The organism is Phenylobacterium sp. (assembly GCF_035569475.1).
In the GTDB taxonomy this organism is placed as follows: domain Bacteria; phylum Pseudomonadota; class Alphaproteobacteria; order Caulobacterales; family Caulobacteraceae; genus Phenylobacterium.
The window spans coordinates 1-14,461 of sequence record NZ_DATMNA010000111.1; the positions used below are offsets into that span (position 1 = coordinate 1).

Consider the following 14,461-nt stretch of genomic DNA (forward strand, 5'->3'; position numbering starts at 1 on the left):
ACGAAGATCTGGCCGGCCTGGGTCTCGGAGGTCCGCAGGATCGAGATGCGCGGGAAGAGGCCTAGCTGCACCGCCTGCTGGGTGAGCGAGAAGGCGCCGGTGATCACCGCCTGGCTGGCGATGATGCTGGCGAGGTTGGCCAGCAGCAGGACCGGCCAATAGATCGCCTGCGGGATCATCCGGTAGAACGGGTCGACGTGAGCCGCGGGATGATGGATCACCAGGGCGCCCTGTCCCAGGTAGTTGAGCAGCAGGGCCGGCAGGACCAGAAAGATCCAGGCCGCGCGGATCGGGCTTTTCCCGAAGTGGCCCATGTCGGCGTACAGCGCCTCGGCGCCGGTCACCGCCAGGAACACGCTGCCCAGGATGACGAAGCCCAGGAAGCCGTTGTCGACCAGGAAGATGATCCCGTAGTGCGGCGACAGCGCCCGGAAGATCGTGGGGTCCTCGGCGATGTGGTAGACGCCCAGCCCCGCCAGGACCAGGAACCACACCGCGCAGATCGGCCCGAAGAACCTGGCGACGCTGGCCGTGCCGCGGGCCTGCACCAGGAACAGGCAGATCAGGATGCCCGCGGCGATGGGCACCACCAGCTTGGCGATCTCGTGCGGCGCGCCGGGCGCGTCGCGCACTCCTTCCACCGCCGACAGCACCGACATGGCCGGGGTGATGATCCCGTCGCCGTAGAACAGCGCGGCGCCGGCCATGCCGAGCAGCAGCACCCAGCCGGAGCGCCGGGGCACGATGCGCTGGGCGAGCGCCATCAGCGCCAGGGTGCCGCCCTCGCCCTTGTTGTCGGCCCGCATCAGGAAGACGACGTATTTGACCGTGACGATCAGGATCAGCGCCCAGGTCACCAGGGACACGACCCCCAGGACGGCGAGTTCCGGCGAGACGGTCGACCGCGTATGGCGCAGGGCCTCGCGCATGGCGTAGAGCGGGCTGGTCCCGATGTCGCCGAAGACGACGCCCATGGAGCCGAGCGCCAGGGCGAAGAAACTCTCTTTGATCGGGGAGCGATGCGACTCCTCGGGCGCCTCCAAGGCGCCGCCGGCCGTATCAGCCATCCAGTCTCTCCGGGGACCGAAACGGCATCCCCTTGGGCGGCCCGATGCCGTCTCGCGGCGGGCGCGATACACCCATTCCGAACCCCATTCAATGCTGCGCCGCAGCACGATGCCACAAAGGCGCCGCTTTTCCTTGAATGCCGGGCCCTGGGGCCTAGTTTCACACCGACGACTCGGAGGCGGGGATGGATCGCAGATTGGCGCTGGTGACCGGCGCCTCGGCCGGCATAGGCGCGGCCTTCGCCCGCATACTGGCGAGCCATGGCTATGACGTGGCCCTCACCGCGCGGCGCGCCGACCGGCTGGACAAGCTCGCCGAGGAGGTCTCGCTGCGTTACGGGGTCGAGGCCCTGACCGTGGCGGCCGACCTGGCCGATCCCGAGGCGCCGGGCCACGTCCTCGATTTCCTGACCGCCCATGGCCGGACGGTGGACGCGCTGGTCAACAACGCCGGCTACGGCCTGCCGGGCGCCTACGCCGACACCCGCTGGGACGACCAGCGCGCGGTGATCCAGGTGATGATGACCGCGCCGGCGGAACTGGCCCACCGGGTCCTGCCCGGGATGCTGCACCGGAAATTCGGCCGCATCGTCAACGTGGCCTCGCTCGCGGGCCTTGTCCCCGGCGTGGCTGGCCATACGCTCTATGGCGCGACGAAGGCCTTCCTGGTGCGCTTTTCCCAGAGCCTGCACCTGGAGACTCAGGCGCAGGGGGTGCATGTGAGCGCGCTCTGCCCCGGCTTCACCTTCTCCGAGTTCCACGACGTCGCCGGCACCCGGGCGCAGATCACCCAGTCGACGCCGCCCTGGCTGTGGCTGGGGGCCGACGAGGTGGCGGCGGCCGGCTATGAGGCGGTGGAGGCCAACCGCGCGATATGCGTGCCCGGCGCGCCGAACAAGGCCATCGCCGCGGCGGCCAAGCTGATCCCCGACGACTGGGCCATGGCTCTGATGGCCTCGCAGAGCTCGCGGTTCCGGAAGCTGTGATGCGCCTCTCCCTCTCTCGCTGCGCCCGGGGGAGAGGCTATTTGGCGTAGGGCGCGGCCGCCTCGGGTCTGATCAGCCCGTGGGTGGAGGCGGCGATGCCGGCCAGCAGGAACTGCACGGCCATGGCGCAGAGGATCAGGCCCAGCACGCGCACGATGATCGACAGCCCGATCTTGCCCAGCAGACGGCCGACGATCGGCGAGGCCAGGAACGACAGCAGGGTGGCCACCGAGACGGCGGCGATGGCGCCGACGCCGAGAGCCGCGCCCGGCAAGCCGTACTCCTTGGCCTGGCTGGCGTAGATGATCACCGTCGAGATCGCGCCCGGCCCGATCAGCAGCGGCATGGCGAAGGGCACGATCATCTGCTCGACGCGGCGGCGCACATAGGTGCGGCTGTCCTTGGCGTCCTCCGCGGCGTCGGCGAAGCCGGAGGTGAAGTCGTCGCCGAGCATCTTCAGTCCCAGGACGAACAGGATGACCCCGCCGGCGATCCGGAAGGCCGGAAGAGAGATGCCGAAGAAGGCCAGCAGGCTCAGGCCGGTGAAATAGAACAGGGTCAGGAAGCCCATGACGAACAACGAGATCACGAAGGCGATCTGCGCGCGTTCGCGGCCGGTGGCGCCCGCCGTCGAGGCGACGAACACCGGCACGTTGCCCGGGGGATCGAGCAGCGCGAACAGGGCGACGAAGAAGTTGACCGCGAAGTCCCAATGGATCATCCCTGGGTCTTAGCCCAAATCGCTGCGCGCGCCGAACCCCCTCGGCCCGCGCGTCCTTGCCCGGAGCCTTCGTCATGGCCGAAGCCGCGCTCGCAGATGCGCCCGTGAAAGCCGACCGCCGACTGATCGTCCCGCTCGACGTCCCGAGCGCAGAGGAGGCCCGCGCCACCGTGGCCGCGCTCGGCGACGCGGTCAGTTTCTACAAGATCGGCCTCGAACTCTTCGCCACCGAGGGCATGGCGCTGGCCCACGAGCTGAAACGGCAGGGCAAGCAGGTGTTCATCGACTGGAAGCTGCACGACATCGGGACCACCGTGCAGCGGGCCGCGGCCGTGCTGGCCGAACAGGGCTGCGATTTCCTGACCGTGCACGGCGAGCCCCAGGTCATGGCCTCGGCGGTGCGCGGCCGCGGGGCCTCGTCCCTGAAGATCCTGGCGGTCACCGTGCTGACCAGCCTTTCCGACGAGGACCTGCCGGAGATCGGCTACGAAAGCACCGTGCGGGCCCTGGTCGAGCGCCGGGTGCATCAGGCCATCGCCGCCGGCTGCGACGGGGTGATCTCAAGCCCGCGCGAGGCGTCCCTGGCGCGGGCGATCGGCGGCCGCGACTTCCTGGTGGTGACGCCCGGCGTGCGCCCCGACTGGTCCGCCAAGAACGACCAGGCCCGTGCGGCCACGCCGCTGGACGCCCTGAAGGCCGGCGCCTCGCACATCGTCTGCGGGCGGCCGATCACCGCCGCCAACGATCCGCACGCCGCGGCCCTCCGCGTCGCCGCCGAGATGGCGCAGGCGGGGTAGGCTTCCCTTCCCGCCAAGCGGGAGGGGAAGGATCAGAAATCGACGGCGATGCCCTTGCGTTCCCAGTCGCCGAAGCGGGTGGGTTCAAGGCCCTTGGGGCCGCCCTGTTCGGCGCCTGCCGCGGCGGCGGCCTCGGCTTGCGCGTGGCGCTGGGCGGCTTCTTCCAGGGCGCGCCGGGCTGCGGGCGTCAGCGGCTTATCCGGCGCCGCATTGGGCACATCTTCGTTCATGGCCCCGATTTTAGACCCGGCGGGCGCGTCCGCAAACCGCTTGCTTTGACGCCCCGGAGCGGGCACGCCGCGCCGCGTGACCGATCTTCCCGCCCAGACGCCCTCGCAGAATCCTCCCAACGACGCCGCCGGGCTGCCGGCCCGCGCCGCGGCCCTCGACCTGCTGACCGCGGCGCTCGGCGGCCGCGCCGGCATGGACGAGGGCCTGAGCCATCCCGCCCTGGCCGCCCTCGACGGGCGTGACCGGGCCTTCGCCCGCGCCCTGGTGATGGCGACCCTGCGCCATCTGGGCCCGATCGACGCCGCCCTGCAGGCGCGCGTGAAGAAGGCGCCGCCGGACAAGGTGGTGCAGATCCTCAGGCTGGGCGTCGCCCAGGCCTTCGTGCTGAAGACCCCGGCCCACGCCGCGGTCGGCACCTCGGTGGATCTGGTGGCCCAGGACAAGGGCCTTTCGATGTTCAAGGGGCTGGTGAACGCCGTGCTGCGCGGCCTGCTGCGCGAGCCGCCGCAATTGGACGATCCGGAACTGCTGGCCCCGGGCTGGCTCTACGCCCGCTGGCGCGCGGCCTTCGGGGCGGGCGAGGCGCTGAAGATCGCGGCCATGATCGCCGAGGAGCCGGCCACCGACCTGTCGCTGAAGGACCCGGCGCAGGCCACCGCCCTGGCCGCGGAGCTGGAGGCGACGGCGCTGCCCGGCGGATCGCTCCGCACCGAGCGGCGGGGCGACATCGCGACCTGGCCGGGGTTCGCCGAGGGCGCCTGGTGGGTGCAGGACGCCGCCGCCGCGATCCCGGCGCGCCTGCTGTCGGTCCAGGCGGGCGAGACGGCGCTGGACATGTGCGCGGCCCCGGGCGGCAAGACGCTGCAGCTCGCCGCGGCGGGCGCCCAGGTGGCGGCCGTCGACCGCGCGCCCGCGCGGCTGAAGCGGGTCGCCGAGAACCTGGCCCGCGTGGGCCTCGCCGCCGAGACCGCGGCCGCCGACGCGGCGACCTGGCCGGATAGGCGAAGCTTCGACGCCGTCCTGCTCGACGCCCCCTGCTCGGCCACCGGCACATTCCGCCGCCATCCGGACGTGCTGTGGGCCGCCAAGCCCAGCGACGTGGCGGGCCTGGCCGCCGTGCAGTCCAAGCTGCTGGACGCCGCCGCACGGCGCCTGAAGAGCGGCGGGCGGCTGGTCTACTGCGTGTGTTCCCTGGAGCCGGAGGAGGGCGAGGGTCAGGTCGCCGCCTTCCTCGGCCGCACGCCGGGCGTGGCGCTCGACCCCATCGCCGCGGGCGAGGGCGGCGCGCCGGCCCCCAGCGTCCTGCCCGACGGGACGCTCCGCATCCTGCCGCACCATATCGAGGGCGGCCTGGACGGCTTTTACGTGGCGCGGTTCAGGAAGGCCTAGCCGCCGAGCGGGGGGCGACGGCGGCGTTTGGGGGCTCCCCCTCTGGCCGGAAACCTCGCATCACGTTATGCGGACGCCATGGTCCGTTCCGCCCCCCTCATCGCCCCTTCGATCCTGGCGGCGGACTTCGCGCGCCTGGGGGAAGAAGCCGCCGCCGTCCAGCAGGCCGGGGCCGACTGGCTGCACGTCGATGTCATGGACGGCCACTTCGTGCCCAACATCACCATCGGGCCGGACGTGGTGAAGGCTCTGCGGCCGCACGTGACGATCCCGATGGACGTCCACCTGATGATCGCGCCGGCCGATCCCTACCTGGAGGCGTTCCGCAACGCCGGCGCCGATATCCTCAGCGTCCACCCCGAGGCCGGGCCGCACCTCAACCGCACCCTGCAGCGCATCCGCGCGCTCGGGGCCAAGGCGGGCGTGGTGTTCAACCCCTCCACCGACCCCTCGGTGATCCAGTGGATGATGGAGGACGTCGACCTGATCCTGGTGATGTCGATCAATCCGGGGTTCGGCGGCCAGAGCTTCATGACCTCGCAACTGCGCAAGATCGCGGCCCTGCGGGCGATGATCGACGCCACGGGCCGCGACATCCCGCTGGAGGTGGACGGCGGCGTCACGCCGCAGACCGCGAAGCTCTGCGTCGAGGCCGGGGCCACGGCGCTGGTGGCGGGCACGGCGGTGTTCAAGGGCGGGCCGGCCGCCTACGCCGCCAACATCGCCGCCCTGCGCGGCGCCTGAGCCGGGCGCGCCGATGGCCGGCCCGGCGCTCGACCGAATTCCGGGCGGCTATCCGATCTACGCCGCGGCCCTGGCGCTCTGGCGGCGCCCCGGCCTGGAATGGCGCGCCTCGCGGCTGAACCAGCTCCTGCTCGGCTATCCCGAGCCCGAGGGCCTGGCCGCCCAGCCGCGCGACCTGCGCCCGGCCAACGAGGAGGCCGGGCGGCGCATCCTGGCGGGCGGCCTGGTGTTCGGCGGCGAGACCCTGGCGGTCGGCCCGCGCGGCGATCCCTGGGACCGGCCCGCGCCCAGCCGCCGGTTCGCCGTCGCCCTGCACCGCTTCGGCTGGCTGAAGGACCTCACCGCCCATGGCGATCCCGGCGCCTGGGAGGCGCTTCGCCTGACGCTCGCCTGGCGGCGGCTGTTCGGCCGCTGGAACCGGTTCTCGTGGGAGGCCGGCGTGATCGAGCGGCGGGTGTTCAACCTGGCCTGCGCCATCGCCGCCCTCTCGGGTCCGGCCTCCGACGCCGAGGCCGACCAGATCGCCGCCGACCTGGCGCGGCAGGCGCGCTATCTGCTCAGCCTGGGCGACGGTCCGGCGCGAGCCGCGGAGCGGGCCGCCGCCGCGGCGGTGGCCGGCGCGGCCCTGGCTGGCGCCGCGGGCGAACATCTTCTGGACCGCGCGCTCGGCCGCCTGGCGCGGGCCCTGCCCGTGTCGGTGCTGCCCGACGGGACCCACGCCAGCCGCTCGCCGCAGGCGGCGCTGGAGCTGTTCTTCGACCTGCAGACCTTGGACGACGCCCTGGCCCAGCACGGTGTCCACGCGCCGGACGAGATGATGCGCGCCCTCGACCGGCTGGGCGGCGCGGTGCGGTTCTTCACCCTCGGCGACGGCCGCCTGGCGGCGTTCCAGGGCGGCGAGGCGCTGGCGGGGCCCTATGTCGCCGCCGCGCGGGCCGGGGAGGATTCGATCGACCGGGCGGTCCCGGCCGCGCGGGGCGGTTATCACCGGCTGGAGGCGCGCACCCTGCAGGTGATGGCCGACGCCGCCGCGCCGGCGGCGGGGGCCTGGAGCGAGGCCGCCTGCGCCCAGCCGCTGGCCATCGAGGTGCTGGCCCATGGCAAGCGCCTGATCGTCGGTTCCGGCTGGTCGCCGGACGCGGCCGGGCCACAGGCCCTGCGGCTGGTGGACGCCGCCTCCACGCTCTGCGTGTCGGAGGCGGCCTGCGGCGCGCCGTTGCAGGGCTTCGCGGCCCGCGCGCTAGGCCCGCGGCTGCGCGACGCCTATGCGGTCGACGGCGTCGACCGGCAGGCCGCCCGCGGCGGCGCCTGGCTGGAGGCCGGCCACGACGGCTGGGCCCGCCGCTTCGGCCTGCGCCATCAGCGCCGGCTCTATCTCGACCTCGACGCCGACGAGCTGCGCGGCGAGGACGCCCTGGTCCCGCTGGCCCAGCGCGGCGGGGCGGCCGGCCGCCGGTTCGCCCCCTTCGTGGTGCGCTTCCACCTGCACCCGCAGGTCAGCGCCCTGATCGCCCGCGACAGGACCAGCGTGCTGTTGAAGGTCGAGGGCCAGGCGGCAGGCTGGTGGCTGCGCAGCGACGCCCAGGAGGCGACGCTGGAACCCGCGGCGCACCTCGAGGACGGCCTGGTCCGCCACGGCCAGCAGATCGTCCTGCGCGGCCAGGCCCGCCTCGACGCCGGGGGGAAGCTGCGCTGGAAGCTCTCCGCGGCGCATCAGCCCAGCGACCAGAGCCAAGTTGACGCCGAGGCGGCGCCAGCCTAAGCCCCGCTCATCCTTGCGTGACTGGCGAAACTGAGGTGGGTGACCACCGGGGAGCGCAAAGGACCATAGCGCCGCTCGCCTGGGCCTTTCTCTTCACGCCAGGAGGATGCCGTGCCCGCCGCTCCCGATTTTCCGCCCGCCCCCGACCGCGCCCCGCTGAAGCGCGCCCTGCTGTCGGTCTCCGACAAGACCGGCCTGGTCGAAGCCGCCCGCGTGCTCGCCGCCGCAGGCGTCGAGCTGGTCTCCACAGGCGGCACCCGCAAAGCGATCGCCGACGCCGGCCTGCCGGTGAAGGACATCTCCGACCTCACCGGCTTCCCCGAGATGATGGACGGCGGCGTGAAGACCCTGCACCCGGTGGTGCACGGCGGCCTGCTGGGCGTGCGCGACGCGCCCGACCACGCCAAGGCCATGGCCGACCACGCCATCGGCGGCATCGACCTGGTCTATGTGAACCTCTACCCCTTCGAATCCACCGTGGCCGCCGGCGCCGACTACGCCACGGCGGTGGAGAACATCGATATCGGCGGGCCGGCGATGATCCGCTCGGCCGCCAAGAACCACGGCTACGTCGCCGTGTGCACCGAGATCGCCGACCTGGAAGAGGTGCTGGCCGAGCTGCAGGCCGACGGGACCACGAGCCTCGACCTTCGCAAGCGCCTGGCGGCGCGGGCTTATGCGCGCACGGCCGCCTACGACGCGGCGATCAGCGCCTGGTTCGCCGAGGCGGTGGGCGAGCAGTGGCCCAAGCGCCGCGCCTTCGCCGGCGAGCTGGTCCAGACCATGCGCTACGGCGAGAATCCGCATCAGGCGGCAGCCTTCTACCGCTTTGCCAACCCGCGCACCGGCGTGGCGACGGCCAGGCAATGGCAGGGCAAGGAGCTCAGCTACAACAACATCAACGACACCGACGCGGCCTTCGAGCTGATCGCCGAGTTCGATCCGGCCGACGGCCCGGCCTGCGCCATCATCAAGCACGCCAACCCCTGCGGCCTGGCCACCGGCAAGACGGTGCTGGAGGCCTATGAGCGGGCGCTGGCCTGCGACCCGGTGAGCGCCTTCGGCGGCATCATCGCGCTGAACCGGAAGCTGGATGCGGCGACCACGGAGGAAATCCTCAAGCTGCTCACCGAGGTGGTGATCGCCCCCGGCGTCGACGAAGACGCGCTCGCCCTCTTCGCCAAGAAGAAGAACGTCCGTCTACTGACGACCGACGGCCTGCCCAACCCTTTGTCGGCGGGCCTGACCTTCAAGTCGGTGGCCGGCGGCTTCCTGGTGCAGGGCCGCGACAACGCCCGCCTGACGCCCGCCGACCTGAAGGTGGTCACCAAGCGCGCGCCCACCGAGGCGGAGGTCCGCGACATGCTGTTCGCCTTCACGGTGGCCAAACATGTGAAGTCCAACGCCATCGTCTATGCCAAGGGCGGCCAGACCCTGGGCGTGGGCGCCGGCCAGATGAACCGCAAGGACTCCGCGCGCATCGCGGCCCTGCGCGCCGCCGACTTCGGTCTGGACCTGAAGGGCTCGGCCTGCGCGTCGGAAGCGTTTTTCCCGTTCCCCGACGGCCTGATCCAGGCGGCCGACGCCGGCTGCACCGCGGTGATCCAGCCCGGCGGCTCCATCGGCGACCAGAAGGTCATCGACGCCGCCGACGAACGCGGCGTGGCCATGGTCTTCACCGGCGTGCGGGTGTTCCGGCACTGAGCCGGCGACAATACCTCCTCTTCAGGGGAGGGCGGACCGCGCGGAGCGCGGGACGGGTGGGGGTTTGTGGGCCAGAACTCCGCGTTCGACCTTGAACCCGACTCCCCCCACCCCGGCCGCTCCGCGACTCGTCCCTCCCCTAAAGAGGAGGGACGGCGCACCGCTACCGCTTCTTCTTCACGCCCTCGGCGGCCAGCTCGCGCAGCGCTGCGTTGGCGATGGTGAGCTTGGCGAAGGTCCAGCCGCCGCCCGAGGCCTCGATCTCGTCGATGGTGCGGCGCGCGAGGCTGGCCTTGTCGGGCCGTAGCGCCGTCCAGGCCGAGGCGGCGTCGCGGGCGTGGTGGGCGTCCTCGCCCGCCTGGGCGCCGCCGGCGAAGGCCATCACCGTGCGCGTCAGGTCCGCCTGCTGGGTCAGCAGGTCCTCGATCAGCCGGCGAAGCGCCATCCGCTCGAAGTTGTCGCCCACCGCATAGGCGCCGGCCGCCTGGCGCACCCGGTCGAAGCCGAAGGCCTCGCCGACCGCATGGTAGAGCCGCGCCACATTGGCGAGCGGCCAACTGGAGGCCTCGGCGATGTCGACCAGGTCGCCGGCGATGGTCATGGGTTGCAGCACCGCCACCGCGCGGGCCTTGTCGGCCGGCGCCCCGGCCTCGGTGAGCTGGCGCACGCGCGCCTCCACCTGGGCCTGTTCGATGGGCGACAGGATGGCGGGCATCAGCTTCAAGAGGCCCTGGAAGCTCGGGCCATAGGCCTTGACCAGGGCGTCGACCTCGAGCTTGTCGCGCGCCGCGCGCCGGGTGAGCCAGAAGGTGGCGCCGCGCAGCGCCGCGCTCAGCCGGCGGAACAGGGCCATCTGCCCCGCCGCCGGGGCCTTGCCGTCCAGGGCGGCCACCGCATCCCACAGGTCCGCAATCCCCAGCACCGCCTTGGCCGCCTCATAGCCGGCGGTGAAGGCCCGCGCGTCGGCGCCCGCCGCGGGCATCAGCCGGGCCGGGAAGCTCGGGCCGCAGCGGTTGATGACGTCGTTGGCGACCACGGTGGCGATGATGTCACGCCGCAGCCGGTGGCGGCGCATGGGCTCGGCCCACTTGCGCATCGCCTTGGGGAAGTAGTCTTCCAGCAGGCGCTCGAAGAACGGGTCGTCCGGCGCGTCACTGGCGACGATGTCCCGCTTCAGCTCCAGCTTGCCGTAGGCCAGGAGGACCGCCAGTTCCGGGCGGGTGAGCGGGCGGCCCGCCTGGGCGCGCTCGGCCATCCCGGCCGCGTCGGGCAGGCCCTCGACGGCGAGGTCGAGGCGGCCGGCGTTGACCAGCTCGGTCATGAACTGGGCGTAGGGCGCCATCTCGCCCAGCGCGTCCATCTCCATCAGCGAGAGCGCGAGCGTCTGGTCGTAGTTGTGCGCCAGGACGTGGTCGGCGACGTCGTCGGTCATCGACTGCAGGAGGGTGTCGCGCCGCTTGCGGGTCAGCTCGCCGGTGCGCTCCAGCATGCCGGTGAGGATCTTGATGTTCACCTCGTGGTCGGAGGTGTCGACGCCGGCCGAATTGTCGATGGCGTCGGTGTCGATCCGCCCGCCGCCCAGGGCGTATTCGATGCGGCCCGCCTGGGTGAGGCCGAGGTTCGCGCCTTCGCCGACCACCTTGACCCGCAGCTCGGCGCCGTTGATCCGCACCGCGTCGTTGGCCTTGTCGCCGACGTCGGCGTTGGCCTCGGCTTGCGCCTTCACATAGGTGCCGATGCCGCCCAGGTAGAGCAGCTCCGCCTGGCTTTTCAGGATGGCGTTGATCAGCTCGGTGGGGGCGAGCGCATCGGCCTTCACCTCCAGCATCGCCTTCACCTGGGGCGACAGCGGGATCGACTTCAGCGTGCGGGAGAAGACCCCGCCGCCCTTGGAGATCAGCTTCCTGTCATAGTCCTGCCAGGACGAGCGCGGCAGGGCGAACATGCGGGCGCGCTCGGTCCATGACCGGGCCGGGTCGGGGTCGGGATCGAGGAAGATGTCGCGGTGGTCGAAGGCGGCCAGCAGCCGGGTCTGCTTGGAAAGCAGCATGCCGTTGCCGAACACGTCGCCCGACATGTCGCCGCAGCCGACCACGGTGAAGGGCTCGGCCTGGATGTCCTTGCCGAGCTCGCGGAAGTGGCGCTTCACCGCCTCCCAGGCGCCGCGGGCGGTGATGCCCATGACCTTGTGGTCGTAGCCGGCCGAGCCGCCGGAGGCGAAGGCGTCGCCCAGCCAGAAGCCGTAGGCCTCGGCGATGGCGTTGGCGATGTCGGAGAAGGTGGCCGTGCCCTTGTCGGCGGCCACCACCAGATAGGGGTCGTCCCCGTCGAAGGCGATGACGTTCTGCGGCCGGATCACCTTGCCGTCGGGGGCCAGGTTGTCGGTGATGTCCAAGAGGCCCGAGAGGAAGGTGGTGTAGGCCGCGACCCCTTCGGCGCGCACCGCGTCGGGCGACCCGCCCTTGGGCAACTGCTTGGGATAGAAGCCGCCCTTGGAGCCGACCGGCACGATCACCGCGTTCTTCACCTGCTGGGCCTTCACCAGCCCCAGCACCTCGGTCCGGAAGTCGTCGCGCCGGTCGCTCCAGCGCAGGCCGCCGCGGGCGACCGGGCCAAAGCGCAGGTGCACGCCCTCGACGTTGACGCCCCAGACGAAGATCTCGCGGTAGGGCTTGGGCGCCGGCAGGTCCGCGAGCTCGCCCGAGGCCACCTTGAACGAGATATAGGGCTTGGGCTCCCCGTCCGGTCCCGGCTGGTAGAAGTTGGTCCGCTGCATGGCGCCCACCAGCAACGCCAGGCGGCGCAGGACGCGGTCCTCGTCCAGGCTCTCCACCGATTGCAGGGCCTCGACGATGCGGGCCATCAGGGCGTCGGCCTGATCGCGCCGGGCCTCGACGCCGGCCCCGGTCTGCGGGTCGAACTTGGTCTGGAACAGGCTGAGAATCAGCCGCGCCACTTCCGGGTGGGCCGACAAGGCTTCTTCCTGCACCCGCTGGCTGGGATCGAGGCCGGACTGCTGGCGATGGCGGGCGAGCGCGCGGATCAGGGCCGCGTCGCGCCAGGGGATGGAAAGCGCCAGCACCAGGCGGTTGAAGCCGTCGTTCTCCGTGCGGCCGGTCCAGACGGCGACGACGGCGTCCTCGAAGGCGGCCTTCAGGTCGGCGAAGACCAGGTTCGCCCCGAGCGGGTCCTCGATCTCGAAGTCGTGCACCCAGACGGCGGGCATGCGCGGCCGGCAGACCGGGAAGCCGGCCTCGGCGAGCGCCTTCAGCCCCATGTTCTCCAGGATCGGCAGCACGTCGGACAGCGGCGCCGGCTGGGCCGGGCGATAGAGCTTGAAGCGGAACTGCAGCTTGGAATCGCCCGGCGAACGATAGGCGCGCACGCAGACCGCCTGGCCTTCGGCCATGCTGTCGATCACCGCCAGGTCCGCCAGGCCCTCCGACGGAGGGAAGCGGTCGCGGTAGCCGGCCGGGAAGGCCTCGCGGTAGCGGCCGAGGACCTCGGCCACTTCGCCCGGCGGGCGGCCCGAAGCGCGCACGGCGTCCTCGAAGCGGTCCTCCCAGGTGCGGGCGGCCTCGGCGATGGCGATCTCCAGCGCCTTGAGGTCGGGCTGGTCATGGTCGCGCGGCGAGAAGCCGATGATGTAGTGCACCCGCGCGAGCGGGGCGTCCGAGAAGCTCGGGTAGGAGGCGGAGACCCGGCCGCGGTAGGCGGTGGCCAGGATCCTGCCGGCCCGCGCCGCCAGGTCGGAATCGTAGTGGTCGCGCGGCAGGAACAGCAGCACCGAGGCGAAGCGCTCGAACGGGTCGCGCCGCTCGAACAGCCGCACGCGCGGCCGGTCGTAGAGGTGCAGGATGCCGAGCGACTGGGTGAGCAGCTCGTCCTCGGTCATCTGGAAGAGTTCGTCGCGCGGGTAGTTCTCGACGATGTTGCGCAGCCGCTTTTCGTTGTGGCTGCCGGGCGCGGTCTCCGCGCGGACCAGGGCGTTGGCCACCTTCTCGCGGATCAGGGGGACGGCGCTGGCCGGCTCGTCATAGGCCTCGGCGGTGAACAGGCCCACGAAGCGGACCTCGCCGAACGGCTTGCCCTGGGCGTCGTAGCGCTTGATCCCGACGTAATCCATGTAGCCGCGGCGGTGCACCCGGCTCTTGACGTTGGACTTGGCCACGGTGAGCGCCGGGTCCGACAGGATGCGGTGCTTGACGTCGGCCAGCAGGATCGCCGGCTCATTGGCGCGGCGCAGGACGTGGCGGGCCGGGTCGCGGAGCACGCCGAGGCCGTCCTTGGCCTGGTAGAGCGGCTCCTCGGCGGCGAACTCGCCGCTCTTCAGGCGTGGATATTCGTAGACCCGCGCGCCCAGGAACACGAACTGCTCGGCCTGCAGCCAGCTCAGGAAGGCGATCTCCTCGGGCCGCGCCTTCTCGCCGCTCAGCTTCAGTTCGGCCAGCGTCTTGCCCATCAGCTCCAGCATGGCGGGGAAGTCGTCCACCGCGGCGCGCACGTCCTTCAGGGTCTCGGTGACGCCGGCGACCAGGGCGTGCTCACGGTCCTTGCCGACGGGATCGAGGATCACCTGGATCATCGACTCGCGGCGCGCCAGGCCTGTCCCTCCGCGAACGCCGGCGCGGTCGCGCTGCACCTCGACGATGGGATGGAACAGGGCGCGCACCGAAAGCCCCTGCTCGGCGATCTCGCCCATGATCGAATCCACCAGGAACGGCGCGTCGTCCTGCACGATCTCCAGCCGGTCGAGGCCGCCGGCGTTTCCGCCGATCACCGGCGCGATGCGCACCGTCGGGCCGCGGCCGCGGCGGCGTTCGCCGAACCGCCAGAAGTCGGCTAGGTTGGCGGCCAGGTCCGCGGTGCTGAGTTCGGGCAGTTCGTCGGGGGCGGCGTCGGCCGCCGCCTGGGCGGCGAAGGCCTTGGCGTCGGTCAGGGCGGCGTCGTCCTTAAGCGCGGCGACGATGGCTTTCGGGAGGGCTCCGAGGGCGGGCGCGCGGGTCATGCGGCGGCTCCCGGAACGAGGACGGCGCCGGAGGAGAGTGTCCGGCGCCGTT

The 14,461-nt window shown here is 72.0% G+C and carries 10 protein-coding genes and 1 riboswitch; of the genes, 6 read left to right on the plus strand and 4 right to left on the minus strand.

Going from position 1 to position 14,461, the window contains the following annotated elements; translation table 11 throughout:
* On the minus strand, positions 1–1,067 hold a 1,067-nt coding region (locus VNW53_RS18050; RefSeq protein ID WP_414693297.1), incomplete at its 3' end, for a KUP/HAK/KT family potassium transporter.
* Positions 1,068–1,252: 185 nt separating this feature from the next.
* Here VNW53_RS18050 and VNW53_RS18055 point away from each other — a divergent pair.
* Complete coding sequence (locus tag VNW53_RS18055) at positions 1,253–2,053, plus strand: SDR family oxidoreductase (RefSeq protein WP_325557298.1); 801 nt, start codon at positions 1,253–1,255, stop codon at positions 2,051–2,053.
* Positions 2,054–2,090: 37 nt separating this feature from the next.
* Here VNW53_RS18055 and VNW53_RS18060 read toward each other — a convergent pair whose 3' ends face one another.
* Positions 2,091–2,774 carry a MarC family protein gene (locus tag VNW53_RS18060; protein ID WP_325557299.1) on the minus strand — a complete coding sequence of 228 codons (684 nt, stop codon included), beginning with the start codon at positions 2,772–2,774 and terminating at the stop codon, positions 2,091–2,093.
* A gap of 104 nt (positions 2,775–2,878) precedes the next feature.
* Between VNW53_RS18060 and pyrF the strand changes: the two genes are divergently transcribed.
* Entirely contained in the window at positions 2,879–3,571 is a 693-nt protein-coding gene (gene pyrF / locus VNW53_RS18065) for an orotidine-5'-phosphate decarboxylase (protein WP_325557350.1), read from the plus strand.
* A 32-nt stretch (positions 3,572–3,603) separates the two neighbouring features.
* On the opposite strand, the gene VNW53_RS18070 is transcribed toward pyrF, so the two are convergent.
* Positions 3,604–3,801, minus strand: coding sequence for a DUF1674 domain-containing protein (locus VNW53_RS18070; protein WP_325557300.1), 198 nt, complete (start codon positions 3,799–3,801; stop codon positions 3,604–3,606).
* 76 nt (positions 3,802–3,877) lie between these two features.
* Here VNW53_RS18070 and VNW53_RS18075 point away from each other — a divergent pair, with 76 nt between their 5' ends.
* From VNW53_RS18075 to purH, 4 genes are all read left to right on the plus strand, one after another.
* Positions 3,878–5,191 (plus strand): RsmB/NOP family class I SAM-dependent RNA methyltransferase, encoded by a 1,314-nt coding sequence (locus VNW53_RS18075; protein WP_325557302.1) that lies wholly within the window; start codon positions 3,878–3,880, stop codon positions 5,189–5,191.
* A 78-nt stretch (positions 5,192–5,269) separates the two neighbouring features.
* Positions 5,270–5,935: a ribulose-phosphate 3-epimerase gene (rpe, locus tag VNW53_RS18080; protein ID WP_325557303.1), complete on the plus strand. Its 666-nt coding sequence runs from the start codon at positions 5,270–5,272 to the stop codon at positions 5,933–5,935.
* Between the two features lie 13 nt (positions 5,936–5,948).
* Positions 5,949–7,697 carry a heparinase II/III family protein gene (locus tag VNW53_RS18085; protein ID WP_325557304.1) on the plus strand — a complete coding sequence of 583 codons (1,749 nt, stop codon included), beginning with the start codon at positions 5,949–5,951 and terminating at the stop codon, positions 7,695–7,697.
* Positions 7,698–7,704: 7 nt separating this feature from the next.
* Positions 7,705–7,789: riboswitch (ZMP/ZTP riboswitch) on the plus strand.
* Between the two features lie 19 nt (positions 7,790–7,808).
* Positions 7,809–9,401, plus strand: a complete 1,593-nt coding sequence (gene purH, locus VNW53_RS18090; protein WP_325557305.1) for a bifunctional phosphoribosylaminoimidazolecarboxamide formyltransferase/IMP cyclohydrolase — start codon at positions 7,809–7,811, stop codon at positions 9,399–9,401.
* 163 nt (positions 9,402–9,564) lie between these two features.
* On the opposite strand, the gene VNW53_RS18095 is transcribed toward purH, so the two are convergent.
* The gene (locus VNW53_RS18095) at positions 9,565–14,409 is read right to left on the minus strand and encodes an NAD-glutamate dehydrogenase (protein WP_325557306.1); all 4,845 of its coding nucleotides are present in this window, start codon (positions 14,407–14,409) and stop codon (positions 9,565–9,567) included.
* Positions 14,410–14,461: the final 52 nt, after the last annotated feature.

What these genes read in the sequence shown, in the direction of transcription:
- VNW53_RS18055 (WP_325557298.1), top strand. Translation starts at nt 1,253, where the DNA reads ATGGATCGCAGATTGGCGCTGGTGACCGGCGCCTCGGCCGGCATAGGC.
- VNW53_RS18060 (WP_325557299.1), bottom strand. Translation starts at nt 2,774, where the DNA reads ATGATCCATTGGGACTTCGCGGTCAACTTCTTCGTCGCCCTGTTCGCG.
- VNW53_RS18070 (WP_325557300.1), bottom strand. Translation starts at nt 3,801, where the DNA reads ATGAACGAAGATGTGCCCAATGCGGCGCCGGATAAGCCGCTGACGCCC.
- rpe (WP_325557303.1), top strand. Translation starts at nt 5,270, where the DNA reads ATGGTCCGTTCCGCCCCCCTCATCGCCCCTTCGATCCTGGCGGCGGAC.
- VNW53_RS18085 (WP_325557304.1), top strand. Translation starts at nt 5,949, where the DNA reads ATGGCCGGCCCGGCGCTCGACCGAATTCCGGGCGGCTATCCGATCTAC.
- VNW53_RS18095 (WP_325557306.1), bottom strand. Translation starts at nt 14,409, where the DNA reads ATGACCCGCGCGCCCGCCCTCGGAGCCCTCCCGAAAGCCATCGTCGCC.